Origin of the sequence: Paraburkholderia sp. BCC1886, assembly GCF_900996245.1 — a bacterium.
Classification (GTDB): Bacteria; Pseudomonadota; Gammaproteobacteria; order Burkholderiales; family Burkholderiaceae; genus Paraburkholderia.
In genome coordinates this window covers 1-26,097 of the sequence record NZ_CAAJGK010000034.1, presented here as the reverse complement: position 1 = coordinate 26,097, position 26,097 = coordinate 1, and the positions used below count along the sequence as shown (strand labels likewise).

Genomic DNA, 26,097 nt, shown 5'->3' with positions numbered 1-26,097 from the left:
CCGACGCCGGGTATATATTATCAATTGATAACAATCTACGCCGACACGATCGGGTATGTCAACGGAGACGAAGATGAGCGGAACCCTCGGAGCGGTCCTCCCGGCGCCAGTGAGCCGGGCGACGGACGCCAAACTATTCTGGCGGCTGATCCCGGTCATCCTGATCAGCCTGATCATCAATCAGCTCGACAAGGTGAACGTCGCGTTCGCCAAGTTGCAGATGGCGCCGGATATCGGCCTCTCGAACACCGCGTACGGTCTCGGGGCCGGCATCTTCTTCATCGGCTACTGTCTGTTCGAGGTGCCCAGCAATATGCTGCTGCACAAGCTGGGCGCGCGGGCGTGGATCACACGAATCCTGCTGACATGGGGCATCCTGTCGGCCTGCACGATGTTCGTGGTCGGGCCGCGTTCGTTCTATCTCGTGCGCTTTCTGCTGGGCGTCGCCGAAGCCGGCTTCTCGCCGGGAATCATGCTGTACGTCAGCCAGTGGTTTCCGGCGCGCACCCGTGGCCGCATCATCGCAATTTTCATGACGGCGTTGCCGATCGCGGGCGTCGTGGGCAGTCCGCTCTCCGCGTGGCTGATGACGTCGGCGCCCGAGTTCGCCGACTTGCATGGCTGGCAATGGATGTTCGTCTGCGAAGGGCTGCCCGCCGTTCTCTGCGGCATCGCGTTCTGGATGCTGGTGCCCGACCGCATCGACGACGCCGCGTGGCTCGACCCCGCCGAGAAAACCGCGCTGAAAGCCGAACTGGGCGGCACCGGCGCGCACCACGCCGGCAGCTTCGCCCACGGCCTGTCCGACCTGCGAGTCTGGTTGCTGTGCGCAATCTATTTCGCGTTCGTGGCTGCGCTGTATGGCGTGAGTTTCTGGCTACCCACGCTCGTCAAGGCGCTGGGTTTCAACGGTATCCGTCAGATCGGTCTGATGACCGCATTGCCCTACGCCGCCGCGGTCGTCGCCATGCTGGCGTTCGCGTGGAATTCGGACCGCACCGGCGAGCGGCGCAAACACCTCGCGCTCGCCGGCCTGTTCGGCGCCGCCTGCCTCGTGCTGAGCGTGCTGCTGCGCGCTACGCCGACGTGGTCGTTCGTCGCGCTGATCGCCGCGATGGCCGGCATCGTCACCACCATTCCACTGTTCTGGAATTTACCGACCGCGTTTTTGAAGGGCGCCACCGCCGCGACCGGTTTCGCGCTGATCACGTCCATCGGCAATCTGTCCGGCTTCGTCGCGCCTTATCTGGTCGGCGTGGTCGCCGACACCACCGGCAGCACCGCGTCGGGCATGTATGCGCTCGCGGCGGCGGCGGTGGTCGGCGTGTTGCTGGTGTTTATCGTTCCGGCCACGCTGGTCGATCGGGCCAAAAGCGTGTTTGCGGTGAGCGGGAGATAAGCCCCGCTCACCCACTCACCCACGATTCCTCTCGCAATCCGTCCATAAGCGCAGCGGATCGTCATGCAGCGGAAACGCCTGATCGAGCCACGCCGAGAGTCGCGCCCAATCGGGGTGGTTCGTGCCGGTCTGCGCTGACCACGTCGACGAGCGCTCGAGAATCTGTCCGCTTTCCCGATCGCGTACCAGCACGCTGCCGAGGCCGCTCGAACTGTTCTCCTGCGATTCCACCCGATAGCGCGGCAATATGCGTAGCTCCGCATCTCCCGCCCAACCATAAACGCCGCGCACGATACCGGCCGGGTCGCGCAACTCGATCGGGCCGCTCGGCGGACGAACCGCTGCCCAACCTTCCGGGAAATCCGCCACCACTTCGTCCTTGCTCTCCCTTAGCCACTTGACCTGCCATGCGCGGGCCATCGCATCGCGCACGGCCGCGAGCGATGCATAGCCCCGTGGCAGGACGATCGCCATCGGCAGCGTCACGAGATTGTCCTTCCACAACGCGGCTTCATCGCGCTCCGAACGATTGACCCGTTCGGTACGCTCGACTGGTTCGGCTGGGGCATCGCCGAATGGATTATTCGGGCGGCTCGACAGTTGCGTGCCGCTCTTCTGCAAATCGGGAAACAGACTGTCGGCATCGCGACGGGTCAATTTGGACTTCCCCTGCTTCATAGGTTTCTCCGCTGAAAGTCGCTTACAAAAGCATTTCGACCGAATGTGTCGTGGGCAAAGCATAACGGCTTCGCGCATCTCCTGGTATTTGACAATTCATCCACGAGATTGCGTCCGCATAAAACGAGGCATACGCTTTCCTTCACACCCGCGTGGTCCGCTAACCTCCAGACAATAAAAACAGCGGAAACAAACGCGTTGGAAGGAGACACCATCATGCGTTCGTCAGCCCGATCCAAAGTCATCCTGACTTTTCTGTTCGTGACTTTATCCTTTGCAATTGCCGGTTGCGGAGGCAGTACCAATAGCGACGGCGCCGTGTCCAGCGGTACTCCGGATGCGGGCGTCGCGCTCGCTCAGGTTCGCTACGCAACGCCGCCCATGGGCTGGAACTCGTGGAACACCTTCGCCTGCAAGAACACCGAAGCGACCGTCAAAGCCACCGCCGACGCGATCGCCTCGAACGGCATGGCCGCGGCCGGTTATCGCTACGTTACCGTCGACGATTGCTGGGTCGGCGGAAGAAATCCCACCACTGGCCAACTCTATTCGAACGCGACGACTTTCCCCGACGGCATGCAGGCACTCGCCGATTATGTCCACGGTAAAGGGTTGAGGTTCGGCATCTATACGTCGGCGGGGACGAACACCTGCGCGGGTCTCTCGCACGGCACGCGGCCGGCGTCGTACCCGCTGGGTGTCGGCTCGGGCAGTCTCGGCCATGAAAGCGTGGACGCGCAGACCTTCGCCAACTGGGGCGTCGACTACGTCAAGATCGACTACTGCGGTGGCAACCTGTCGGCCTTCCCTGCGATGCGCGCCGGCATCGCGGCAACCGGCCGGCCGATGTTCCTCAGCATCAATCCGTACAGCGCGAACGCGACGCTGCCGACCAACTTCGCCGCCGACGGCACGCTCTACGTTCCGGCCTATGCGGACATGTCGCGTATCTCGCAGGATATCGCGCCGAACTTCACCTCCGTCACGTCGATTATCGACATCAGCGCAGCCGATGCCGCGTGGGCGGTGCCCGGCTATTACAACGACATGGACATGCTCGAAGTCGGCAACGGCATGAGCGCGGATCAGGACACCGCGCACTTCATCATGTGGGCGATGATGTCGAGCGGCTTGAACGCCGGCAACGACGTGACGAAGCAGAGCGCCGCGACGCAGGCACTGCTCACGAACGCGGGCATCATCTCGGTCAATCAGGATGCGCTCGCGTTGCAAGCGGTGCTCGATACCGCGGATAGCGCCGGCTCGCTGCAGGTGTGGACCAAGCCACTGTCCGCCACGGGCACGCGTGCGGTAGCGCTGCTCAATCGCGGCGCAACGGCTGCGCCCATCACGGTGAATCTTGCGAACCTCGGCTTGAAGGGAACGGTGCAGGCAAGCAATCTCGCGACAGGCGCAACGCTGGGCGCGGTGACGACGAGCCTGACGCAAACCGTGCCCGCCACCGGCGCCGTGCTGATCGAACTGACCGGCACCGATCCTCAGGTCGTCAACGGTTCGCTAGCGGGTCAGAACTGGATATGGTCCACCGTACAGTCCGGCACGGTCGCGGCCAAGGTCTTTCCGGCGGGATCGTCGTTGCCGGCGGGCGCCTCGGCGGCTGCGTCCATCGTGACTCACGCGAAGAGCTACGTGGATGGATTGACCGTGAACGCACCCGCCCAACTCGTCTATCGACTGGACGGGCACTGCTCGACTTTCCAGAGCGACATCGGACTCGATGCGGCTGCGCAGGGCGCGGGCTCGGTCGACTATCAGGTGTGGGCAGACAACGTCGAACTCTACGACAGCGGCACCGTCACGAGTTCGACGCCCATCAAGACGGTGCGGGTCGGCGTAACGGGCCGCAAGACGCTGAGACTGGTGGTGACCGACGGCCAGGATGGCGTGACCCACGACGTCGCGGATTGGGCGAATCCGTCGCTCGTGTGTTCGTGAGCGAGCGGGCGCGGGTGATCAAGCCGGATATCTTGCGGAGCACGTTCTGCGCCGAGGCCAGCAGCGTCATTGCCGCGTTTCAAGCGCGTCGATTTTGGCAGCCTCACTCCGCAGCCGGCACGATGACTTCTCTCTTCCTGATCGGCACCAACCCGACCTGCAGACCAAAAAGCTTCGCGACATTATTGAGCGACTCGACAGTCGGATTGCCGGTACCGCGCTCGATATCCTGAATGACCCGGCGGCTCACGCCCCGGTGCGCGGCAAATTCCGCCTGCGTCAAACCCGTCATCTCGCGCATGGCCTTCAACGCTTCGGGAAGGCTCAGCTCGCCCTGCTCGAGCTGCTCGTAGAACGCGCGGCGCAGCGCGTTCTGCTGTTCGCGAGTGAGTGGGTTTCTACGCGGCATGATGACCGGATGGTGATTGAAGCGCTTTCAGCTGGCGCATCTGGGTATCGATAAACGGCACGAGGAATTCGATGATGTCGTGATCTACGCCTTGCGCCTGCATGACGTCGGGCAAGCGCTCTATCTGTCCGGCGAAGCGGCCCAGTTCGACGGCGAGCGTAGCGCGTTCGTGCACGGGGACAGGCAGCGCCGCCAGCACCTCGGCCCAATCCGTCAACTCGACCCGCGTGTCGGGCCGATACCATCTCAGCGCGCGCGGAATCAGTTCAGGGTCGAGGTACATGGGCGCGAAGTCGAACAAGGGCGTGAGCCGAACCTGGCCATCGACCTGTTGCACCGCCGTATTGCGCGCGTGATTGTCGGTGTTGCGCAGCGCCAGATTCAGAACGTCGCGTTTGATGAACTCGAGCGTTTCGGCAAACGGGTCGCTCACCACCTTGCGAATTCCGTTCACGACTTCGAAAAGGTTCGGACGCTGATCGAAACCCGGCATGCCCAGAATCGCCGCCACGCTTTCCTGATGAAAACGCACCACCTTGCCGTCGTACACCCTCCGGTCGAAGCGCGGAATCAGCAGAACGTCGCCGTGCAGCGTGGGCAACTGCGCATGCGTGCGGATGCCGAGCGCGGCCGCGACCCGCATGTACGCCGCCTCGTTGCGCAGCACCTTGTCGTCGGCCGTGCTATTGCCGCGCGGCAGTTTCGCGATCAGATGCTGGGCCGCGTCGGCATCGGGCAGCACCGCGTCGCCGTGCAGCAGGTCGGCCCGGTCGCGTGTGAGCAGATACTTGGGCGCGGCGCCTTGCACGCCGGTCGTACCGGTACCGAGCATGCCGTGCAGAAACATCGTTTCCTTGAAATCCGCACTGCGCACGACGATGTCGTCGATGGTCAACCCGGGCAGGCCGCGCGCATCGGGGTGACGCGCGACATGCGTCTCGAAGTAGTCGACGGCTTCGGCCACTCTGATCCGGCCGACCGGATTGAAGGCGCCTGCGCAGATCAACGGAAAATCCGCAGTAGGACCGTCCGGTATTTTCAGTTCGCCGAGCAGGAAGCGACGCCCCGCCCCTTGCGGAACTAGGTCGTACAGGAACGCTGGCAGCGTGCGGCTCGTGCGGATTTCCAGATCCACGGGCTCGGCCAGCGACAAGGGCGCGTCCGGGTACTCGACGGCGTGGCGGACGAAGTAATTCCACTGACAAAGACCGCCGTTGTGCTCGATCTGCGCGCAGTCGAGCCAGCGGTCATTCAGGAATATCTGCAGGGTGTAATCCATGAGGCGACTCCATAAGCCTCATAAATGTAGCACATATCGATCAAACCAGCGGCATACGCACCTTATAAGTGTCTTATTAAGTGCTCGCAGGCAAACGGGGCAACCGCATTCCCGCATGCTCGACCTCGGCAACCAGCACCGTTCCCGTCAGCGATTCGGTGATGAACAACTGCCGCCGCTGCGGCCCGCCGAACGCCATATTGGTCACCGTCGTCCCCGCGCAGGATTTGATGCGCGCGATCCACTCGCCGTTCGGCGCGAACACCAGCACGTGCCCGAGCGAGGCATGCGCGACGTACAGATTGCCCGCTTCGTCCATGGCGAGACCGTCGGGACCGCTGGTGCCGAACATGCTGCAAAAGCGCCCCACCTTGGCGACGCCGCCATCGGGCAGCAAGGGCACGCGCCAGATCGCGTTGTCGCGCGTCATCGCGACGAACAGCACGCGCTCGGCGGCATCGAGCACGAGGCCGTTCGGGCTCACGCCTCTGTCCAGCAGACAATCCAGCCTGCCATTCGCCGACAGCCGAAACACCCGTCCGCTCGGATCGTGCAAGCCTGTCTGCCCCTGGTCGGTGAAGTAGATGTCGCCGTTCGACGCGATCGCGAGATCGTTGACGCCTTTGAACGATTCGCCGTTGCGGCTCGTCAGCAACGGCGTCACCCGGCCGTTGTGCGGATCGAGTTGCATCACGCCGCGGCGATAGTCCGCGATCAGAATCCGGCCGTCGGGATGAAACTTCAGGCCATTGGGTTCGCCGTCGTATTGCGCGACCAGCGTCCACTCGCCTTCGGGCGTGATGCGAAAAATACGCCCATACGGAATGTCGACGATATACAGACGACCGTCGGCGTCGAACGACGGACCTTCGATAAAACTTTCCACCGGCTGGCCGGCCTTGTTCGCCACCGCCCACGACGGGACTTCCCCGCTCTTGCGAAACTCGGCCGGCATGCGCGAGAACACGCGCGTTTCTATCAGCACCGGCGGCTTGTCCAGATACAGCATCGATCCTCCTTAACCCGAAATCTGTTCGAGGCTCATACCACGCGAGCGCGGCCCGAAGAAGCCGACCGTCAACACCACGACGACCATCGATCCGGCAATCAACGCGAACACACCCGGCACACCGAGGTGGCGTAGCGAGAAGCCGATCAGGAAACCCGACAGCATCGCGCTCACGCGGCTCGCGGAATAGACCAGACCGATGGCGCGTGCGCGCATGCGCGTCGGAAACAGCTCGGCCTGATACGTGCGGTACGAGAACGTCATGCAATTACCCGCCAATGTCATCAGCAAACCCATCGCGACCAGAATCGCAGGGTCGCGCTGCTGCGCGAAGATCAGACCGAGTACGGCGATGGCCGCAGCCGATCCGGCGATCAGCCACTTACGCTCCAGCTTGTCGGCGAACAGCATGGCGACCAGCGGACCGAGCGGACTGGCAATTGCGATGATGAACGAATACAGCAGACTATGCGCGAACGCGACGCCCTTCTCCGCCAGCAGCGTGGGCACCCAGCTTGCAAAGCCGTAATAGCCGATCGACTGGAAGAAGTTGAACACCAGCAGCATGATCGTGCGGCCGCGATAACGTTGCGACCAGGGGCCGGTCGCGTCGGCACTCACGGTCGCAGCAGGCTTGACCTCGGCGACCACTTCCGGCGCCGGCAGCGGCTTGCCGGTGGCCTTCTCGATACGCTGTTCGAGCCGCGCGATCACGGCTTCAGCTTCTTCCACGCGACCTTGCTGGATCAACCAGCGCGGGCTTTCCGGCAAGCCGAGCCGGATCAGCCATACGAATACCGCGCCGAGACAACCGATCCACACGACCCAGCGCCAGCCGTCCTGACCGAACGGTGCAATCGGCACCAGTTGCCACGAGAGAAACGCGATGGTCGGAATCGACGTGTACTGAATCGCCTGCACGAACGCAAACGCGCGGCCGCGAATGCTGGCCGGCACGAATTCGGAAACATAGGCGTCGATGGTGACGAGTTCCGCGCCCACGCCAATACCCGCCACCACACGCCAGAAAACGATCCAGCCGGGACCGTGCTGTATCGACATCATCAGCGCGGCGAACGTGTAGCACAGCAGCGCGCCGATAAAGACCTTGCGACGGCCCAACCGGTCCGCGATGAACGCGACGCCGATCGTGCCGATGAAGAGCCCGAGAAACAGCGCGGCGACGAACGCGCCCAACCCGCCCATATCGAACATCGACGCGGTGGTTTTGGCGAAGATACCCGCCTTGACCAGACCGGGGCCGATATAGGCCGTCAGAAACATATCGTAGATTTCGAACCAGCCGCCCAGTGCAAGCGCGGCGATCAGCAGCCACACGGGCCGGCTCGCGGGCAAACGGTCGAGCCGTGCCGACATGTGACGCACGAGCTTCTCGGGTGCGGAAAGCGTCGACGCGCCCGGCACGGCCTGCGCGCTGTCCTGCACGTCTTTCACTTCGCCACGCACGGCGATATTCGAGTAAGGGGCCATGGCCAGTCTCCTGTTTTATGATTCGCTGCTTGCGCGCTGCTTGCGCGCTGCTTGCGTTAACTCATGCTGACCCACGCCGCCTGATACCGTCCGATACCGCCCCATACCGCCTCGGCCGAGGCGGCGGGCGCGATACTGGCCGCCTCGCAGACGGCATCGTGCGTCAGACCGGGCAGCCTTTCTTGCGCAGCAGCGCGTTGAAACGCTCCGGGTCGGCCGTTCCGGCACGATTGGTCGCGCGAATACCGTCTTCCTTGTCGGCATGCGCGAGCACCAGCGGCAGCAACGCGTCGAGCTGATCGACCGGCACGGCGATCACGCCGTCGGCATCGCCGAGAATCAGATCGCCGGGATTGACGACCATGCCCGAGCAGGCGATCGGCACGTTCACTTCACCGGGGCCTTCCTTGCTCGGGCCACGAAACGTATGACCGCGTGCATACACGGGGATCACGCCTTCGGCCCATTCGGCCAGATCGCGCACCGCGCCGTCGACCACGAAGCCGCCGATCTTCTTCGTCAGCGCCGAGGTCCGCATCAAGCCGCCGATCAGCGCCTGGGTCAGGTCGCCGCCACCGTCGATGACGATCACGTCGCCCGGTTGCGCGATCTCGATCGCCTTGTGGATCATCATGTTGTCGCCCGGACGCACGCGCACGGTAATCGCCGGGCCGCACATCGTCAGCGACAGCGAGTTGTGATACGCGACGAGACCCGTGGCGCCGGTGCTGCGGCCCATGCAATCGCCCGCATGCGCGACCGGCACTTTGCGGAATGCTTCCACCTGCGCGGCGCTCGGCACCGAAACACGTTGGCCGACGAAAAATCCTGCGGGCCAGCCGGCCCGATTCTGAGTAGCGCTCATGCCATGACCTTTTTGTCAGAGAGAAGAACGGAGGGATTCACGCAACCGGCCGTATCTGTCTCGCGTAGCGCTTCACCACGCAGATAGCGCAGGCAGGTCGCGACCGCCGACACCGACACCGCATCGAGCGCGTCGGGCGTCGAGCCGCCGACGTGCGGCGTCAACACGACATTGGGCAGCGTCAGCAACGGATCGTCGTGACCGAGCGGTTCGTGCGCGAAGGTATCGAGTCCGGCCGCGGCCAGCTTGCCGCTTTGCAGCGCGGCCACCAGCGCCGCTTCGTCGATCAGTTCGCCGCGCGCCGTGTTGATGACGATCGCGCGATCCGGTAGCGACGCGATGGCCTGCGCGTCGATCATGCCGCGCGTGTGTGCGTTCACGGGACAGTGCAGGCTGAGCACATCGGCGCGTGCATAAAGATCTTGCAGCGACGCTTCGGCCTTCACGAACGGCTGCAGGTCGGCCTGCTTCAACGCGGGATCGAACGCATGGACCCGCATGCCGAGCGCGTGCGCAATCGTCGCGACATGGCGGCCGATCTGACCGTAACCGACGAGGCCGAGCGTGCGTCCATTCAGTTGAATGCCGTCGCCGGTGCGGGTCCAGCGCGCGGCGCGCAATTCGCTGTCGAAGAAACGAATTTTGCGGGCGGCGCTCAGCATCAGACCGATCGCCAGTTCGGCAACGGAATGGGTGTTGGTGCCCGGTGTGGTGAAGACGGGAATGCCAGCGCGGCTGGCTGCATCGACGTCGATATTGGTGACGCCCACGCCGTGCTTGCAGATGACTTTCAACGTCGGGCAACCCGCGATTGCAGCGGCGGACAGTTCGACCGTGCGGGAGATGACGGCGTCGATCGGCTGCGTGGTCAGAATCAGCTCGACCTCGGCGGCGTCCTGCGCATGGCGGATATACGTGACCTCGCAGTTCGCGTCGGCCAGCGCACGCTGCCCGGCTGCGGCGAGCTTCGGGGCCGTGACGAGAATCCGATAAGACATGACGTCTCCTTTGCTGTTTGCGTCTATTGTTGACACTCCGACCCATAATGTCCATTTTCAATTTTTCATGTTTCCATTCCTGCGAGTTATGATTCGTCCACTTTCGGATCAGTAGGAAAACCCGGCTCATGGCGATGAATCTGCAGGTGCGCGACCTTCTCTACTTCGCAAAGGTCGCGGAATTGGGGCATATCGGACGCGCGTCGCAGGCGTTACATATCACGCAGCCGGCGTTGTCGAAGTGCATCGACCGGCTCGAAGAGACCTATGGCGCCGATCTGTTCGAGCGCAGCGGGCGCGGCATCCGGCTCACCGATGCCGGGCAGTTGCTCTACGAACGCTCGCTGCTGGTCGAGCGCATGCTCGACGAGACGCAGCGGCAGATCTCTTCGCTGGGCAAGGGGCTTGGAGGTCTGGTGCGAGTCGGGGCGGCCGCCACGGTCGCCGAGTTCATCATGCCGACGGCGTGCCGCGTGTTGCAGCAGGAAGCGCCCGACGTCGTGATCGATCTGCAGATCGGCATGAACGATGTGTTGCACGAGTCGCTGCGCAGCCGCCAGCTCGACGTGGTGGTCGGACCGCTGGGGAATCCGTCCGGTGGGCGCGACGAAGAACTCGTCGAGATTCCCATTTCCGAAGACCACGTGGTGGTCGCGGTGAGTGCGAATCATCCGCTCGCGGGCAAGCAGGTGTCGCTGGAGGCATTGTGCGATTACGGCTGGGTGTTGCCCGCGCGATCGGTGGCGACGCGGCAGTGGCTCGAACGGGTATTTGCGTCGCGCGGTTTGCCGGCGCCGCGCGCGGCCGTGATGACCAGCTCGATTATCGCGGTGCCGCGATTGATCGCGGAAACCGGGTTGCTGAGTTTTATCTCGCGCCGCAATCTGGATGAGGGGCGCTTCGCGCCGGGTCTCGTCGAGGTATTCAACCCCGACATTACGATGGCGCGAAACTTCGGCGTGGTGCACCGGACCGACGCTTATCTATCGCCCGCGACACAACGGTTCATCCAGATTATTCAGGCGCAGACGCAGAGCGCGGTTGAAATGCCGGTTGCTCGAAAAAAGCGCGGGCGGTGACTGCGGCCTTCGACGCGCAAAGCCGTTCGATGCTCTTGCACAACGCGTCGTGTGCTTCACGGCTGTCGCTGTGCGGCCACTCCGATGTCAGTGCCTGCGTGAGACGCAGCGTTTCGTGCCACGTGTACGTCAGCGAATCCGGTGATGCCGACGCTGCATGCAACACGCGCCCATCCCGCAGCACGACTTCGATATGGCAATAGAACGGCGGTAATGCCGGGTCTTCTATCACGCGAATGCGTCGGCTGCGTACATGAAGCTCGGGCTCGACATAGCCCGGTTCGAAATCCGCCATACGGATGACGCTGTTTTCCAGCGCGATCTGCAACATGAACGGCGCACTCATGATCGCACTCGTACTCGTGTCGAACGGGCCGTGCCGGTCGACACCCGGATAGCGCGCATAAGCCGGATTGAGCGCGAGCGTCATGGCCTCGACATCCGCCGCACCGAATTGCTCGCGCGCGGCGAAATCGAGCAACGTCTTCACCGGCAACTGGTTGATCGTGCAACCGGGAAAAGGCTTGAAGGTGACGCCGAGTATCGCGTTGGGCGTCACACCATCCCACGTCCACTGCGGCACATTGCCGGCGAATGCACGATAAAACCCATTCGGTCCTTCGAGCGCCAGCGAAGCGCCGCGCATGCCGGCTTCGGCGAGCCGCGCGGATATCACGCCGGCGCGGCTCGCGTGACCGATCTGCACGAGCCATTCCGTGGTGCCCTCGGCCCAGCATTGCATGAGGCCACCGGCAAAGTTGGCGGCGATGGCGAGCGCCGATGCAGTCTGCTGTTCGTTCAGCCGTAGCACGCGTGCTGCGCCGGCGGCCGCCGCGAACACGGCATACACCGACGTCCCGCGAAAGCCGCGTGCGCCGCTTGCCATCGCGGCGTCTCTTGCGATCAATGGCGCGACTTCATACGCTGCCGCAAGCGCTGCGCTGATATCCGAAGCCCGTGCATTTTCTTCCTGCGCCACGGCCAGAACAGCAGGAATCGTTGCGCAGCCAATGTGGCCATTCAATACCGCGTGCGTATCGTTCTGACCGCGCGCGCAGATGAGCGCGGCGTTGCGAAACGCGGCATCGGCTGCTGTGTATTTTTTTCCCGAGCGCCAGCAAGTGGCCTCACCAGGACTCGCATGCGTCGCTTCGATTGCGCGACGATCGTCGCTATCGACAGGCGCCGCGAGCGCCACCGTGATATTGAACAGCAGACACGAGCGAATCCGCTCGATCACTTCGCTCGATAAAGTCTCGCTTTGCAGCCGCGCGACAAAAGCACCGAGTCGCTCCACGTAAGTCGTTGTCATCCGCATTGTCTCCTTGTGTGCGGCAGTCTACGTAGAAGCGCGGATTCAAAAAAGACGGAAATTCCAATATGGTTCGATCGTCTGAATCAATAGTCGCTAGCCACGCGGCAATCCCGATCCGCTCATGAGCCGTCTCAATCTCACCAACCTCGAAACCGTTTGCTGTATTGCGCGCATGGGGACGTTTTCCGCCGCTGCGGAACGGCTCAATGCGTCACAACCGACGGTCACGGGACGCGTGCGCGAACTCGAGCAATCGCTCGGCATCCAGTTCTTCCGGCGCCGTGGCCGCAATATGGAATTGACCGAAGAAGGCCGACAGTTCATCGAACGGGTCGAACCGCTCGTGCAGCAACTCGAAGAGGCCGTGTCGACGCATGCGGAAACCGCATCGGCGCGCGGCACGTTGCGCCTTGGTATCGGCATCGTCACGATGACATGGTTCGGCGACGTACTCGCGGCTTTGCGTGAAGACATGCCGCAGGTTCAGTACGAAATCGACACCGACCTGAGCATGAACATGCTGCACAAACTCGAGAGCGGCAAGCTCGATCTGGCCGTGGTCGCGGGACGGGTCGAGCATCCGCTGTTTTCCGCCGTGCCGCTCGCACCGGCGGCCTTGCAATGGTTGATGGCGGCATCGGTGGAAACGCAGACCGAAGGCCGCAGGAAGAGCGTGGCGGAATTGCTGGCGGGCGCACCGCTGTGGTTCGTGTCGCGACCTTCGGAGTTCTTTCCCCGCTCGCTGGAAACGTTGAAGCAGCATGGCGCGACGCTGGATAACGTCAACACCTGCAGCAATATGGCGGGCATGCTGCAGATGATCGAGGCGACCGGCGGCATCGGCCTCGTCGCGACCGCGCTCGCGCAGGGCTCGCTCGATGCCGGCAAGGTGGTGCCGGTGTCGCCCGAGCTCCCATCGGAGCGCTACGATCTCACGCTGGTGTATCGCACGGACGAGCGCCAGTCGATCATCCGGCATGCGGTCGAGCGGATCATCGACTACGACCGACGGGTACGGGGCACTAGCGTCGATTAAGCGGGACCGCTACCACGTTGCTTCCTCCACCACGGTATTGCGCAACACGCCAATGCCGGATATCTCGACTTCGATCCGGTCGCCTGCCTGCATCCACACCGGCGGCGACCGGCGCGAGCCGATGCCGGCGGGCGTGCCGGTTGCGATCACATCGCCAGGCGCCAAGGGCGTAAACGACGACGCATAGGCGATCAAAGCGGCCACGGAGTGAATCAGATCGCTCACTGTCGCGCGCTGCATCTCGCGACTATTCAGGCGTGTGGTGAGCATCGCGCGCGACGGATCGCCGAACTCCTCCGCGGTGACGATCCACGGACCGAGCGACCCCGTCGCGAAGAAGTTCTTGCCGGCGGTAATCGACTCTTTCTGATAATCGCGCACGCTGCCATCGTTGAAACAGGTGTAGCCGGCGACGTGATTCAACGCGTCGTGTTCGCGGATGTGGCGCCCCGCGCGTCCGATCACCACTGCAAGCTCGCCTTCGAAGTCGAGTTGTCGCGACAGACGCGGTTTGATGAGAGCAGCGTCGGGCGCAACCAGCGAATCGGCGAAACGGCTGAAAAACACCGGCGCTTGCGGAGTCGCCATGCCGATTTCCTGTGCGTGCGCGCCATAGTTTCCGCCGACCGCCAATAGCTTGCCGGGTTGCAGCGGCAATTGCAGCGTGACGTCTGCAAGTGGCCATGTCGTTAATTTTGACGCAGCGGACTCAGCGTTTGCCAGCAGCGCACGGACTTCCTGCAACGCTCCGGCGGTGAGTACCTCGTCGATGCTTCGATAACATCCGCCCGTTGCCGCGATGCCGTCCGACACGTGTGCAATGCCTGCGGCCGATTCGATTAGCGCGCCCCAACCGGGGCGCCCCTCGTGTTGGTAGGCCAGTAGTTTCATTCCCCGTATTCCTTCTAGAAGCGATGGCGGATGCCAGCGCTGACTCCGACCTCGTTGCGCGTCGACGACGGCGCATTCAGCGTGATCTGCGCAATTGCGTCGCGACCCGAGCCGATCTCGCAGGCCGCCGCAACGTAGATATCGGTGCGCTTGGACAGGAAGTAGTCGTTGCCGATGCCGAATTGCCACCAGTGCGGCGCCGTATTCGACGTGCCGCTCGCAAACTTGCCGTTCGAATACGTCACCATCAGGCCCGTCGTATTAGAAGGCGTCGCCTGATAAGCCAGATTGAACTCGGCGACATTCAGCGTAAGACTGCCGGCACCGTTCAATGCGGCGGTGCTCGCTTTCGTCATCGTGTTGTGATTGAGCAGCGTGCGCGACAGCACCGCGCCGATGCTCCATTTGCCGACCGTATAGAGACTCGCGAGCATGCCCGTTTTCTGTTCGCCGATCGCAAGCGTCGCCGCGGAAGCCGGGTTACCCGAGAAGGTGGTGTCCACTTGCCGGACCCACAGCGGCAGTCCCGACTGATAGTCGCCTACTACGGCGCCGTTCGTGTTCGTCGTGCTGTCGGGCGAGTCGATGTCGGTATAGCCCGCGGCCAGCGTCAGGCCATTACCGACATAACGGATCGCACCGCCCCACTCACGGTTGTTGGAAATGCCCGCGCCGGCCTGACCGCTCGCCTGATTGCTGAATGCGTATTGCAGCTTGTAGGTCACGCCACCGTAGTTCGGGCTTTCGTAATCGATTGCGTTGTTGAAGCGCGTCGTGCCGCCGAGCAGATCGAGATCGAGCGGATGCACCATCAGCGACGTGCCCCAGCGCAGCGCCGACGTAAGAAAGCCGCCGTAGAGCGCGAGCGGCGTGTACTGCCGGCCCAGCAGCAGCGTGCCGTAGCGGTCCTGAGAGAGTCCCACATACGCTTGACGGCCGAACATGCGGCCGTTCTGCAACGTGGCGCCGCTCGCCGAGTTGAAGCCGTCTTCGAGCACCGCGAGGGTTTTGAGTCCGCCGCCGAGATCTTCGGTCGCGCGAATACCCCAACGCGTGCCGGAGAGCTTGCCCGATGTCATTTCGACGTTCTGGCTGCCGTGCTGATTGCTCGACCACGTAATGCCCGTGTCGATCAAACCGTAAAGCGTGACATTCGATTCTGCATGCGCCGCGTGTGCGACGACCGCCCCGAGCGCTAGCGCGCCCAGGCTGTGGGTTCTTTTCACGTTGTCTCCTGCTGGTTGGCGGGCCGCTTTCTGTGCGCGGCCGCGCGTGGTTTAAAGGTGAACGGTGGGACGACGCGCTCTAACGCTTTTCACGTAACGAGTGCGCGGGAATCAGGAACAGCACGATGAGGACCGCCGCCATCACCACCGCAGCGACCACGTAGAGGCCGCCGGTAATGCTGCCGCTGGTCTGCTTGATATGACCGATGGTCATCGGTGCAAGCGAGCCGGCTAGTTGACCGAGTGCGCTGATCAATGCAAGGCCACCAGCCGCCGCCGACCCCGACAGATACGCGAGCGGAATCGTAAAGAACAAGGCCGCGATGCCGAGGTACCCGATCGTCACCAGAGAAATTGCCACGAGCGTCAGTACGAGGCTATGCATCGAGAACGTCAGGCCGATCAGCGAGAGTGCCGCGAGCGTGCCGGATGCCGCCCAATGCCAGCGTCGTTCGAGGTGCTTGTCCGAACTGCGGCAGATCAACAGCATGCCGATTGCACCGATTACATAAGGCACCATCGACAGCAGACCGACGTTCAGCAGATTCGCCGCGCCAGCCTGCTTCAGGATGCCGGGGCTCCAATAGGTGATGACGTTCGCAATCCACGGAACGGCTGTGTACACCATGGCCGCGATATACAGACGCGGTGTCTTCAATGCGGCGCCGAAGTGGTGTGATGAAGGCGAGTCGCCTTTGGCGAGCTTCTCTTCCGTCAGGGCCGAGAGAATCACGTTCTTTTCTTCGCTACTCAACCAGTGCGCGTCGGCCGGACGTTCCGTCAAAAAGAAGTACAGCAACACGCCGGCGACTACCGAGGGCAAACCTTCGATGAGGAACAGCCACTGCCACGCACGCAATCCGCCGACGCCGTTCATCGCATGCAGAATCCAGCCGGACAGCGGTCCGCCGAGGAACCCGGAAACCGGCACCGCCAGCGCGAATAAACCGATGACCTGCGCGCGCCGTTTGGCCGGATACCAGAACGTGAAGAACAGTAGCGCGCCCGGGAAAAAGCCTGCCTCCGCTGCACCGAGTGCAAGACGCGCGAGATAGAGATGCATGGGCGTCTGCACGAACAGCGTCAGCGTCGAAACAAGTCCCCACAGGATCATGATGCGCGACAACGTTTTACGCGCACCGATGCGCACCAGCAGAAGATTGCTCGGCACCTCGAACAGCACATAGCTGAAGAACAGCAGTCCGACCGCGAAGCCGTACTGGCTATCCGTCAAACCGATGTCCTGTTTCAGTTGAAGCTGCGCAAAGCTTACATTCACGCGGTCGAGAAAAGACAGCACGAAGCAGCCGAACAGTACGGCGGCAATGCGCAAATCCACCTTCCGGTAAGCACGTTTCTCGACGCCGACCGGATCGGCTATTACGCTCGCGGTTGCGAGGGTCATGGGTTTGTCTCCTGAGAATGGGGCGCGCACGTTTTTATTTTTGTCGAGCTTTCGGCGGGCGTTACGCGGCTTCTACGACCGCCGTCCAACGCAATTCGCGTCGATGCTCTGTCGACTCGAACGGCGTCGCACGGTGCATCGTGCAACTGCCGTCCCAGAGCAACAGATCGAAAGGTTGCCATTGGTAGGCCAGCATGAAGCGCGGTTGCGTAGCGAATGCCGTGAGTTCTTCCAGCAGCGCGCGGCCTTCTTCGAGTGGTCGCCCGACAATGTGCGATGCACTCGACGACAGATACAGCGACCGTCTGCCCGTTACCGGATGACGACGCACCAGCGGGTGCACCACCGGCGGCGCTTTCTGCCGCTCTTCATCGGTGAAATTGCTGAAGCCGCATTTCGCGCGCTGCACGAGTACGCTGTGCTCGACCTGCAACGATTCCAGTTCCGCCTGACGAGTGGTCGGCAGAGCATCCCACGCTGCCCGCATGTCGGCGTATTCGGTCGCGGGCGGTTGCGGCGGCAACACGCGGGCCGACAGCAACGTCACGCGCGCCGGACGCGCCAGGAACGACAGGTCGGTGTGCCACAGCAGATTCGCGTCCCCGTAGCCTTTCGTATCGGCGGACTTGAGATTGCCGGCGACGTCTAGGTTGCCGACATCGTTGAAGCGCCGATCTTTCAGACGTCGCCGCGATTCGTCGAGTATCGACTGATGCACCGGACCAAAGCGCTCGGCCAGGTCGATCTGCTGATCGTCTTCCAGCGGTTGATGGCGAATGCCGACCACCGCGTAACGCGCGAGTGCATCGGCGATGAAATCGAAAGTTTCCGCTGCGGGCGGTTGACGCAGATCAAGCCCGGTCAGCACCGCGCCAAAGTCATCATTCGTCGACTGGATGGGTTCTAGCAACATGAGGTGTCTCCCTTTTTTCGAATTGATCGCAGTCTATTGGCGCAGCACTCGTGCAAACAAGCGGGAATTTCCAATCGTCGCCGATCGGGTTTTTCGATGAATCGGGTCGGGCTTATTTCGCTGTGTGCAACGCATCGATTACCTGCACGGTCGATCGCACGCGGCCGATATGCGGGAACACCGACTGATTCGAAAACGCGTGCATCTCCGCACTGATCGAACTCATTGCGTCCTCGACGAAGATGAGCTCATAACCGATATCGAATGCGTTTCTCGCGGTGGATTCGACACCGAAGTTAGTTGCGACGCCGCTCATCAACACGGTGCGAATACCTCGGCGACGCAACAACAAGTCGAGTTCGGTGCCGTAAAAAGCGTTCCAGTTTCGCTTCGTGACGATCAGATCGCTGCTGTGCCGGTCGATCTCGGGCACCAGTTCGCTCGCCTGCGGGCCCGGCGGCGGCGAACCGGCCGGACGTGTCAGCGGTTTGTCGGCGGGCAGGCTCAGCAGGGCGGTCACGTCCACCCTGACCCAGATGACCGTGCCGCCCGCCGCGCGCAATGTGGCGGCCAGCTCGGCGTTGCGATGCACCACGTCGGCGGCCGCGTGCGGCGCGAGTTGCCGCGCAATGTTGCTGTGCTGCAGATCGATGGCGACCAGCGCGGTCGTCTTGGGATCGATAGATAGGTTGTCCACGAGCGACTCCTTTCAAAACGTGAGGATAGTCTCACAATTGTAGCGTTATAATATGAGCATGTCCTCACAAAAAATCGCCAGCACCCGCCGGGTGCCTAAACAGGAACGCTCCGAAAAGCGCGTGGAAACCATGCTGGCCGCCGCTGGCGCGGTAATTGGTCAACGCGGTCTGGAGGCGGCGACCATGACGGAAATTGCCGCGCAGGCCGATATGTCGATTGGCGCGCTCTACCAGTACTTTCCGAACAAGGACGCACTCGCCGCCGCACTGCGTGCGGCCTATGCCGAGGAGATGGACCGACGCTGGAGTGCTCTGGTGGAAACCGCCGGCGACTCGCCGATGGCGGAACTAGCCACGCATCTGATCCAGTTGCTGACGGTTTTCGTAGAAGATCACCCGGCTTATCTGTTTCTGTTCCAGGCGTCGGTGAAGAGCGATCGCAGCGAGCAGGCGCGCCAGGAACTCAGGCGGCGCTTTGCCGATCTGTTCATGCTGCGTGCGCCTGACTTGACCAAGGACGAGGCGATGCGCGTCGCCGAGGTCGCGCTGATGATCGTGAAAGGATGGACCGGTTTGTATGCGAGCCGGCCCGCCGCGGAGCGCAAGCGCTTGCAGGCAGAAGTGGGCACGGCGTTGACCGCGTATCTGTGTGAAAGGTTAGAGAGGCAGTGAGAGGCTCTGCTTATCGAGCCAAAGCGCGTGAATCCGTTCCCCGAGAATTTCCGGTCGACCTTGGAAGATCCGCTTCTCCACCGCTGTCGGCCCGGTTAGCGATGCGGCCAGTTCCTCGCGCTCTTTTGCGTTTTCTATCAGCCTTATTGCCGCGGACTTGTACTCGTCTTTTGTATTGGCAATAGTCCACTCGGGGAAACCGAATCTCCTGAACATACCGGCGTCGATATGCTCGTGCACTTCACGCCCGGTCTTGCACACGCCGATCAAACCGGCCCAGACGGTGTCGACAATGCCATTCGTGTTGCCGAACGGAAAGGGATTCAGAAAGAGGTCGCATTCGTTGATGACGGCCATGTAACTTCCATAGTTCTGATGCTTGTGCACGACGACCGCACTGCCCAACAGCCGGCGCACGAGGTTGCGGACCTGCGGAAACACCAGCCCGGTTGCCTGCCCCACGAGGAAATGAAACTCCACCGGCACTTTCGATTCTCGCGCGATAGCCGAGCACATTTCCAGAAAACCCGGGTTGAGCTTGATAGTGGTGGCGGCGACTGCGATTCTGACCAGGTTCGACGGCTGTTTTGTCTTGGGTAAATCAAGCTCCAGCATTGCCGCTGGCGCGCGATATGGCATGCCATCCGACGGTAATTGCAGAAGTTCTTCGCTGAAGCATGCTTTGTCGCCCACGTAATCTTCTTCCACCACGACGTAATCCATCGCATGTCCGTGCGTGGTCGCGGGATGGCCGAGCGCCATCATCTGCAATGGCGCGACTCGCAAATTGGCGAGCACCATCGTAATCGGGAACATGCCGACGCTGGGCATGTACATGATCTGCACTCGCCGCGACTCGCTTTCTTTTCTTACCTGACGTGCGACCTCCCACACGTTTTTCCCTTGGAAGGGAATGAATTCGTGGAATACCGCTTTGCCGATTTCATCGACGCGTCCGTCGAAGCCCATCCCCACCAGATGAAACTTCTCGCGCATCGCGACCATGGTTTGCGAATGTGTGCGATAGATGGAATGGTTTTTGGAGAACCACTCTAGTACGACTAGCAGGACGGGTTTACCGTAGTCGGGGCGGGCCGCTTTGCGTTCGATGTCTTGCAAACCGAGGCTCATGAGCTTCCGGCGGATCAGCACGTTGATCGGTTTTTTAATTTCGTGCTTGCCCGGCGAATCCGCGTAGCTGCAGTGCATGTACATGTCGTGAAGCACACCCATCGGCAACGCGTCGATGCTTTCGATCTGCGCGAGGCGCGGCGGCAACCAGCGCAGAATCATTTCCCGCTTCTGATGCGCGGAGGGTGTGCCCAGAAAACGCGACGACATGATCGTCATTGCGAGGCTTGCTGCCATTGTCTTGTCGTGATCCCACAGTGCGTCCCAATCGAGACGCACTTCCGACTCCGGCAGATAGAACAACTGGAACTTTCGGATGTCTTCGGTGCGAAGATGGATGACGTTGCGCGCGCATTCGTCGACACCCAGTGAACGGAGAATATGGTCCGCGTTGCGAAACGGGCTCGCGCCGAACATCGCGGCAAGCCAGCGCTGGAACAGCATCATCTTTTCGATGCCGAGATTCGAGAAGCGGAAAGCCGGGTCCGTCATCAGCGAGGTCAGCGCCGAAGTTAGCCGCGTGAGCAGATGATCGTCCATGATGTCGCGCGCTTCGTCGGACTGCGCCCAACTGTCGACATCCATCAGAATGCCGTAATGCTGGTCGATATGATTGAGCAGTTCCAGCAACTCTCGCCCGGCTTTTTCGTATTCCCGCCGATAACAGAGATGTTCGAATTTGTTGATGCTGAAGTTCATGCCTGTTCTCCTCGGCGGGTTGTCGGGTTAATGACTGAAGGTCACTGAGAGCCAGTACTGCAGCGGTTTTTTGCCCGGTTCGACCCATGACGACGAGGCAAAACCGTAGGGACGCGAAACGGAGACAGAAATGGTCGCGCCAAAAGGAGTCAGCCAGTCGACGCTCAAGCCGTAGCCAGCTAGCGTGCGCGTGTTGGTCACGTCGGGTACGCCGATGTAGCTGCTTTCCCAACCGGCCCACGGTTTGTGATTCACGCGACCGATGGCGTAGTCGGAGAAGATGCCTAGCTGGAGTTGATGTCCGGTTGCGATCGGAAAGCGCTGATATAAGCCGAGATTGACGATCACGCCGTCGTCGAACGACACTTCGTCGGCGCGGTAGGCACGCACCGCCGTGGGGCCGCCCGCTTGCAGTTTCTCGCTTGGGTCGAGATTGCGATTGGTCAGTTGGCTGCTCAAACGTCCGCTTACGAAGAGGTTTCCACTGGCCGTTATTGCATAGGTGCCGAAGCCTGTTCCGGTGGCTTTGAGGTAGTTGCCGGCCCGTTGCGGACCCTGGTCCAAAGCGGGGTCGTCGTTGCGCTGGTGGCCGAGCGTCAATGCGGCTTCGCCGCTGAACTGGTTCGTGCGCAATTGCTTCGCGCGGTCGCCGTTGTCGGCTTGCACCGAAAGGCGCAGTGAGTCGATCGTGCTGTGGGTCGAGAAGTCGTAGTCTTCGTAGTCGGTCTTTGTCTGGCTGTGGAGGTAGGCGAGACCGCCCCGGATGTTGAGGTCGAGGCCCCGCGCGAAAGGGTAGAGCACGCCGGCTTGTGCGGTTGTCGCTACGCCTGTGACTGGCGTGCCCGCGTTGATTGCGTATTGCTGACGAGTGATGCCGGCGGTGGCGCGAAGGCCGTCGTCGAAGATGGGCATACTGCCGGTTAGCGAGCCGGTCCACATTTTCTTGTCGGTCATCATCAGGGTGAAGGCGTAGCTTTCACCGGCGCCGAAATAGTTGTTGCCGGAGGCGGTTACGCCGAACCGGTAAGAACCTGTCGAAGGGATGCCCTGGTTGTCGACGATCGCATCGGCTTGAATCGGTTTGTCTTTTTGTGCGAGGCTGAATACCACTTTGACGTCGCCCACGCCTGCGCCGGGAGAGAACTGCGGGGCTTTGTCGATTGCGACGCCCGGGAGGTCTTGCAGTAGTTGTGTGGCTCGTTCAAGGCGGGAGGTTTGCAGGACACACACGCTCTCGGTTGTCGATGGCTTGCCACAGAGGGCTTTGGCGATCAGGCGTTTCAGGCGCGCATCATTGACTCGCGATGAGTTCTGAATGCTTATTTCGCTAATTCTGCCGGGATAAGCGACGAATGCGGGTTTGGCGCCTTTGGCAATTGCTTGCCAGTCGGCGTTTGTCATTAGCACCTGGGCTATTGGGAAACCGCCTTGGCGTAATGCGGTGGTGAGGCTGGTCGACCAATGTTCTATGTCTTCTACTTGCTGCGGGGGATTTCCTAGTATGGCGGCCTGTGTTTGCAACAGGTGTTTCACGGTAGCCTCTTCCGGGCCGTTCGCGGGAATGACTTTGAAATCCACCTCGGTTTGTGCGGCCATCTCGCCGCCTACCGATGCCGACGATATCGATAGCGCTGCCATCCACATCAAATGAACGCGGAGTCGCTTTGCTGCTCGTGGCCGCAACGACATTGGAATCGCTCCTCGTCAGTGAGCGCCTCGGGGATGTTTTTATTGCGCTGCCCGGTGTGGCGTTGTACCGGGCAGCGTGCTGCGGCTTTGGCGTTAATTTTGGAGTTAGTAAGCCGTCGCCGTCTTCGTGGTGACCGTGGGAGCGTCTGCGCCAGCGTTAAGCCACCCGTGCGACTTCACCGAGTACGGTTTGCCGTTGCGAACGCCGCTCTCCGTGTAGAAGAACTCGTTAGTTCTGGTGTTGAGCGCGAGGTCGCTCCTGGTTTGCGATTTGTTCAGCGTGAAGTGCTTGATTCCGTCCGCGCCGTCCAGGTATGAAAGTCGATGCTTCGTCGAGCCGTTTCGCGTGACGAGTTGCAGGTCGGCCGTTTTGCTGTCGAGGTCGATCGCGACGTGCTGTAGCGATGCGCCTGCCCAGTCTTCTGAGTCGCCTTGTTCCAGTGCTAATGGTTGCGCCTCGTCCAGGTACCACGCAGAAGATGTTGTGTCGTCGCTGCCCCATAGCACGACGGCGAGTCCTCCGAGGCCGACTGCACCGACAGCGCCTGCGATGATTGCTGCGTCGGAACCGCCGCCATCGGAGATGGTGCCGCCGGTTTCTCCACCGCCGCCACTGTCGCCGCCGTTGTCGCCGCCTCCGCTGTCGCTCGTTCCGCTGAAGTTGTTGATGACGCTCGTGCCGTTGTCGGATGTGGTGATCGTGCCATGCTGATCGACGCCCGTGGTGTGGGTCGAGTTGCCCGTGATGATGGAAGAGCCGTCGCCGGACACGTCGATCGTGCCGTTTTGCTCGACACCTGGACCGTTTGTCGAGCCACCGGTGATCGTGCTCGTGCCGTTGTCAGTGACGTTGATCGTGCCGTTCTGGTCGACGCCGGTTCCGTTCGTCGAATTGCCGGTGATGTTCGATTCGCCATCCGCTGTGACGTTGATCGTGCCGTCTTGAATCACACCCGAACCATTGGAAGAGCCGCCGTTGATGTTGCTGGTGCCGTTGTCGGTAACGTTGATTACGCCGTTTTGATCGACGCCGGGACCTTCGGTGGAGTTGCCGCTGATGTTGGAGGTGCCGTTTCCAGCGACGTCGATTGTGCCGTTCTGGTTCGTGCCGGTGCCGTTGGTCGAAGTGCCGTCGATGTTGCTCGTGCCGTTTTCGGTGACGTTGATGACACCGTTCTGGTCTACGCCGGAGCCTTCGGTGGAATTGCCAGTGATGTTCGATGTCCCTTCGCCAGCGACGTCGATCGTGCCGTTCTGGATGACGCCTGAGCCGTTCGTGGAGCCGCCGTTGATGTTGGAGGAGCCGTTGTCGGTCACGTTGATCGCGCCGCCCTGGTCTACGCCAGCGCCGTTTGCCGATGTGCCTGAGATGTTGCTGGTTCCGTTTTCTGTGACGTTGATGATGCCACTGCTGCTTTGATCGACGCCATCGCCGTTGGTCGAATTGCCGGTGATGTCGGAGGCGCCGTTGCCCGAGATGTTGATCGTGCCGTTCTGGTTGGCGCCAGTGCCGTTGGTCGAGGTGCCGGAGATGTTGCTTGTGCCGTTTTCCGTGACGTTGATTACGCCGTTCTGGTCGACGCCGGAGCCTTCAGTGGAGTTGCCGGTGATGTTTGACGCGCCTTCGCCTGCTACGTCGATGGTGCCGTTCTGGATTACGCCAGTACCGTTCGTTGAGCCGCCGTTGATGTTGCTGGTGCCGTTGTCGACGACAGTGATGTTGCCGCTTTGGTCGACGCCGGTGGCGTTGGTGGAGGTGCCGGAGATGTTCGACGTGCCGTTCTCGGTGACGTTGATTAGGCCGGTGATGGTTTGGTCGACACCGTTGCCGTTGGTAGAGGTGCCGGTGATGTCGGAGGAGCCGGTTCCAGAGATGTTGATGGTGCCGTTCTGGATGACGCCGGAGCCGTTTGAAGAGCCGCCGTTGATGATACTGATGCCATTTTCTATAACGGTTATATCGCCCTCTTGCCTAACGCCGGCACCATCGACCGAGCTACCATTTATGTTTGATAGTCCTCCACCAGCGACATTGATCGCACCACTTAGATCAACGCCAGAACCATTGATTGAAGTTCCATTCAAACTGCTGGCGCCACCTCCAGAAACATTGAACGTGCTTCCACTAACCAAAGTTATTCCGGTGCCACTATCGGAGGTTCCGCTTATATGCAAAGCGCCATTCGCAGTTACATCTATCATTCCTTTTAGGCTAACACCATCTCCGCTTGTTGAAGAGCCGTTCAGGTTAACCGTGCCTTGTCCCGAGACGTTCAGTGGGCGCCCAGGCATTTGATACACTCCCACCCCTGTGTTGGCGACACCGACCGCATTCAGCGTAGCATTGTCCGTAACAGTAACTCCAGTTCCAATTGCTACTGCCATGCCTTGATTGGTAATGCCATGGATATAGCCGATGCTGCTCCCCGACATGTCCGGGCCCCCGTCCATCCAGACACCATGCGAAAGATCCGAAGTGCCATTGATATACAACTGCGTTGTATCTGCCATCTGGGTGTGACCCAACAACCAAATTCCCATTGTGTTTTTAGAGACTCCCGTCAAATTTAACGCACCATTGCCCGTAACGTTGATGGCGGCCGTCCTTAAAGCTACCCCATCAACAGAGTTGCCAATCAGATTTAAAATGCCACTTCCGCTTTGCGTGATATTTCCATTGGCTTGAATTCCCCCGGATGCATTCGACGTACCCGACATGTTCAGCAGGCCATTGCCGATTTTCGTGAAATTACTAGCCTGCCAGATACCACCACCAGAATTGGCGACTCCTATGATGTCGCCGCCGCCCACATTCAACACATTCCCATTAAACACAACCGCCCACCCGGCATTCGCTTGTCCCGCCCCACCCGTCGTATTCCCCCCAACCGTAATATTCCCCCCATTCAAATCAATCGTACCGGTAGACGACGCCTGATTCACCGACCCCATATGCGTCCCACTCATATCCGCCGTCAAATTCAAGTTCAACGCATTAGAACTGGAAGTCACATTCCCATTCAAAGTAATACTTCCATTCGCCGCCAGCGTCAGATTCGCCGCTGCCCCTGCCGTCTTCGAAATCTCCGCACCGGCCAACTGCGTAATATTCCCCACCGCAGTCCCTGCGCTAGGGAAGGTCTGCAAAAGTCCTGGCGTTGACGTAAGTGTGAACTATCCTGGAAGAGGGATAGTTAAGGGGAATGCTGATGACGCAACTGGGCCTTGGGTTGGACCTGTCAACGAAGCGCACGCGCAA

21 protein-coding genes are annotated in these 26,097 nt (G+C 61.2%); 5 read left to right on the top strand and 16 right to left on the bottom strand.

All coding sequences use genetic code 11. The features are described 5' to 3' along the window. Positions 1 to 73: 73 nt before the first annotated feature. The gene (locus FQ746_RS03995) at positions 74 to 1,399 is read left to right on the top strand and encodes an MFS transporter (protein ID WP_260853882.1); all 1,326 of its coding nucleotides are present in this window, start codon (positions 74 to 76) and stop codon (positions 1,397 to 1,399) included. Between the two features lie 15 nt (positions 1,400 to 1,414). On the opposite strand, the gene FQ746_RS03990 is transcribed toward FQ746_RS03995, so the two are convergent. Continuing rightward, a complete protein-coding gene (locus FQ746_RS03990; protein WP_144107625.1) occupies positions 1,415 to 2,077 on the bottom strand; it encodes a hypothetical protein in 663 nt (220 codons plus the stop codon). 216 nt (positions 2,078 to 2,293) lie between these two features. Here FQ746_RS03990 and FQ746_RS03985 point away from each other — a divergent pair, with 216 nt between their 5' ends. Beyond that, a complete protein-coding gene (locus tag FQ746_RS03985; protein ID WP_144107624.1) occupies positions 2,294 to 4,033 on the top strand; it encodes an NPCBM/NEW2 domain-containing protein in 1,740 nt (579 codons plus the stop codon). A 103-nt stretch (positions 4,034 to 4,136) separates the two neighbouring features. On the opposite strand, the gene FQ746_RS03980 is transcribed toward FQ746_RS03985, so the two are convergent. The 6 genes from FQ746_RS03980 to FQ746_RS03955 form a co-directional block, all read right to left on the bottom strand. Further along, positions 4,137 to 4,442: a helix-turn-helix domain-containing protein gene (locus tag FQ746_RS03980; RefSeq protein ID WP_144107623.1), complete on the bottom strand. Its 306-nt coding sequence runs from the start codon at positions 4,440 to 4,442 to the stop codon at positions 4,137 to 4,139. After that, positions 4,432 to 5,721 (bottom strand): type II toxin-antitoxin system HipA family toxin, encoded by a 1,290-nt coding sequence (locus FQ746_RS03975; protein ID WP_144107622.1) that lies wholly within the window; start codon positions 5,719 to 5,721, stop codon positions 4,432 to 4,434. The genes FQ746_RS03980 and FQ746_RS03975 overlap by 11 nt, the downstream gene beginning before the upstream one ends. Before the next feature lie 76 nt (positions 5,722 to 5,797). Further along, the gene (locus FQ746_RS03970) at positions 5,798 to 6,730 is read right to left on the bottom strand and encodes an SMP-30/gluconolactonase/LRE family protein (protein ID WP_186310633.1); all 933 of its coding nucleotides are present in this window, start codon (positions 6,728 to 6,730) and stop codon (positions 5,798 to 5,800) included. A gap of 9 nt (positions 6,731 to 6,739) precedes the next feature. Next, positions 6,740 to 8,221, bottom strand: coding sequence for an MFS transporter (locus tag FQ746_RS03965; RefSeq protein WP_144107621.1), 1,482 nt, complete (start codon positions 8,219 to 8,221; stop codon positions 6,740 to 6,742). 163 nt (positions 8,222 to 8,384) lie between these two features. After that, positions 8,385 to 9,086: an RraA family protein gene (locus FQ746_RS03960; RefSeq protein ID WP_144107620.1), complete on the bottom strand. Its 702-nt coding sequence runs from the start codon at positions 9,084 to 9,086 to the stop codon at positions 8,385 to 8,387. After that, entirely contained in the window at positions 9,083 to 10,084 is a 1,002-nt protein-coding gene (locus FQ746_RS03955; RefSeq protein ID WP_144107619.1) for a hydroxyacid dehydrogenase, read from the bottom strand. Before FQ746_RS03955 ends, FQ746_RS03960 begins: the two co-directional genes overlap by 4 nt. A gap of 128 nt (positions 10,085 to 10,212) precedes the next feature. Here FQ746_RS03955 and FQ746_RS03950 point away from each other — a divergent pair, with 128 nt between their 5' ends. Further along, positions 10,213 to 11,163: a LysR family transcriptional regulator gene (locus FQ746_RS03950; protein WP_222105847.1), complete on the top strand. Its 951-nt coding sequence runs from the start codon at positions 10,213 to 10,215 to the stop codon at positions 11,161 to 11,163. Here the strand turns inward: FQ746_RS03950 and FQ746_RS03945 are convergent. Further along, complete coding sequence (locus tag FQ746_RS03945; protein WP_186310632.1) at positions 11,099 to 12,475, bottom strand: MmgE/PrpD family protein; 1,377 nt, start codon at positions 12,473 to 12,475, stop codon at positions 11,099 to 11,101. The two genes, FQ746_RS03950 and FQ746_RS03945, sit on opposite strands and share 65 nt — an antisense overlap. Positions 12,476 to 12,599: 124 nt before the next feature. Between FQ746_RS03945 and FQ746_RS03940 the strand changes: the two genes are divergently transcribed. Beyond that, the gene (locus FQ746_RS03940) at positions 12,600 to 13,514 is read left to right on the top strand and encodes a LysR family transcriptional regulator (protein WP_144107617.1); all 915 of its coding nucleotides are present in this window, start codon (positions 12,600 to 12,602) and stop codon (positions 13,512 to 13,514) included. A gap of 9 nt (positions 13,515 to 13,523) precedes the next feature. Here FQ746_RS03940 and FQ746_RS03935 read toward each other — a convergent pair whose 3' ends face one another. The 5 genes from FQ746_RS03935 to FQ746_RS03915 form a co-directional block, all read right to left on the bottom strand. Then, positions 13,524 to 14,405: a fumarylacetoacetate hydrolase family protein gene (locus FQ746_RS03935; RefSeq protein WP_144107616.1), complete on the bottom strand. Its 882-nt coding sequence runs from the start codon at positions 14,403 to 14,405 to the stop codon at positions 13,524 to 13,526. A gap of 14 nt (positions 14,406 to 14,419) precedes the next feature. Further along, complete coding sequence (locus FQ746_RS03930) at positions 14,420 to 15,631, bottom strand: porin (RefSeq protein ID WP_144107615.1); 1,212 nt, start codon at positions 15,629 to 15,631, stop codon at positions 14,420 to 14,422. Positions 15,632 to 15,710: 79 nt separating this feature from the next. Then, on the bottom strand, positions 15,711 to 17,036 hold the full coding sequence (locus FQ746_RS03925) for an MFS transporter (protein ID WP_144107614.1): 1,326 nt from the start codon (positions 17,034 to 17,036) through the stop codon (positions 15,711 to 15,713). Positions 17,037 to 17,097: 61 nt separating this feature from the next. Next, complete coding sequence (locus FQ746_RS03920) at positions 17,098 to 17,949, bottom strand: TauD/TfdA dioxygenase family protein (protein WP_144107613.1); 852 nt, start codon at positions 17,947 to 17,949, stop codon at positions 17,098 to 17,100. A gap of 112 nt (positions 17,950 to 18,061) precedes the next feature. Further along, complete coding sequence (locus tag FQ746_RS03915) at positions 18,062 to 18,646, bottom strand: isochorismatase family protein (protein WP_144107612.1); 585 nt, start codon at positions 18,644 to 18,646, stop codon at positions 18,062 to 18,064. A gap of 58 nt (positions 18,647 to 18,704) precedes the next feature. Here FQ746_RS03915 and FQ746_RS03910 point away from each other — a divergent pair, with 58 nt between their 5' ends. Continuing rightward, on the top strand, positions 18,705 to 19,319 hold the full coding sequence (locus FQ746_RS03910) for a TetR/AcrR family transcriptional regulator (RefSeq protein ID WP_186310631.1): 615 nt from the start codon (positions 18,705 to 18,707) through the stop codon (positions 19,317 to 19,319). Here the strand turns inward: FQ746_RS03910 and FQ746_RS03905 are convergent. The 3 genes from FQ746_RS03905 to FQ746_RS03895 all read right to left on the bottom strand — a co-directional run bounded on the left by FQ746_RS03905 (position 19,305) and on the right by FQ746_RS03895 (position 25,955). Continuing rightward, the gene (locus FQ746_RS03905; protein ID WP_144107610.1) at positions 19,305 to 21,149 is read right to left on the bottom strand and encodes a peptide transporter; all 1,845 of its coding nucleotides are present in this window, start codon (positions 21,147 to 21,149) and stop codon (positions 19,305 to 19,307) included. The two genes, FQ746_RS03910 and FQ746_RS03905, sit on opposite strands and share 15 nt — an antisense overlap. A 27-nt stretch (positions 21,150 to 21,176) precedes the next feature. Next, complete coding sequence (locus FQ746_RS03900) at positions 21,177 to 22,745, bottom strand: ShlB/FhaC/HecB family hemolysin secretion/activation protein (protein WP_260853881.1); 1,569 nt, start codon at positions 22,743 to 22,745, stop codon at positions 21,177 to 21,179. A 198-nt stretch (positions 22,746 to 22,943) separates the two neighbouring features. Further along, positions 22,944 to 25,955, bottom strand: coding sequence for a beta strand repeat-containing protein (locus tag FQ746_RS03895; protein WP_144107609.1), 3,012 nt, complete (start codon positions 25,953 to 25,955; stop codon positions 22,944 to 22,946). Positions 25,956 to 26,097 lie beyond the last annotated feature (142 nt).

Coding starts and splice junctions, on each gene's coding strand:
- FQ746_RS03925 (WP_144107614.1), bottom strand. CDS start 17,036: ATGACCCTCGCAACCGCGAGCGTAATAGCCGATCCGGTCGGCGTCGAG.
- FQ746_RS03960 (WP_144107620.1), bottom strand. CDS start 9,086: ATGAGCGCTACTCAGAATCGGGCCGGCTGGCCCGCAGGATTTTTCGTC.
- FQ746_RS03950 (WP_222105847.1), top strand. CDS start 10,213: ATGGCGATGAATCTGCAGGTGCGCGACCTTCTCTACTTCGCAAAGGTC.
- FQ746_RS03945 (WP_186310632.1), bottom strand. CDS start 12,475: ATGACAACGACTTACGTGGAGCGACTCGGTGCTTTTGTCGCGCGGCTG.
- FQ746_RS03920 (WP_144107613.1), bottom strand. CDS start 17,949: ATGTTGCTAGAACCCATCCAGTCGACGAATGATGACTTTGGCGCGGTG.
- FQ746_RS03900 (WP_260853881.1), bottom strand. CDS start 22,745: ATGGCCGCACAAACCGAGGTGGATTTCAAAGTCATTCCCGCGAACGGC.
- FQ746_RS03975 (WP_144107622.1), bottom strand. CDS start 5,721: ATGGATTACACCCTGCAGATATTCCTGAATGACCGCTGGCTCGACTGC.
- FQ746_RS03905 (WP_144107610.1), bottom strand. CDS start 21,149: ATGAACTTCAGCATCAACAAATTCGAACATCTCTGTTATCGGCGGGAA.
- FQ746_RS03910 (WP_186310631.1), top strand. CDS start 18,705: ATGTCCTCACAAAAAATCGCCAGCACCCGCCGGGTGCCTAAACAGGAA.
- FQ746_RS03990 (WP_144107625.1), bottom strand. CDS start 2,077: ATGAAGCAGGGGAAGTCCAAATTGACCCGTCGCGATGCCGACAGTCTG.
- FQ746_RS03970 (WP_186310633.1), bottom strand. CDS start 6,730: ATGCTGTATCTGGACAAGCCGCCGGTGCTGATAGAAACGCGCGTGTTC.
- FQ746_RS03965 (WP_144107621.1), bottom strand. CDS start 8,221: ATGGCCCCTTACTCGAATATCGCCGTGCGTGGCGAAGTGAAAGACGTG.
- FQ746_RS03935 (WP_144107616.1), bottom strand. CDS start 14,405: ATGAAACTACTGGCCTACCAACACGAGGGGCGCCCCGGTTGGGGCGCG.
- FQ746_RS03980 (WP_144107623.1), bottom strand. CDS start 4,442: ATGCCGCGTAGAAACCCACTCACTCGCGAACAGCAGAACGCGCTGCGC.
- FQ746_RS03985 (WP_144107624.1), top strand. CDS start 2,294: ATGCGTTCGTCAGCCCGATCCAAAGTCATCCTGACTTTTCTGTTCGTG.
- FQ746_RS03940 (WP_144107617.1), top strand. CDS start 12,600: ATGAGCCGTCTCAATCTCACCAACCTCGAAACCGTTTGCTGTATTGCG.
- FQ746_RS03995 (WP_260853882.1), top strand. CDS start 74: ATGAGCGGAACCCTCGGAGCGGTCCTCCCGGCGCCAGTGAGCCGGGCG.
- FQ746_RS03955 (WP_144107619.1), bottom strand. CDS start 10,084: ATGTCTTATCGGATTCTCGTCACGGCCCCGAAGCTCGCCGCAGCCGGG.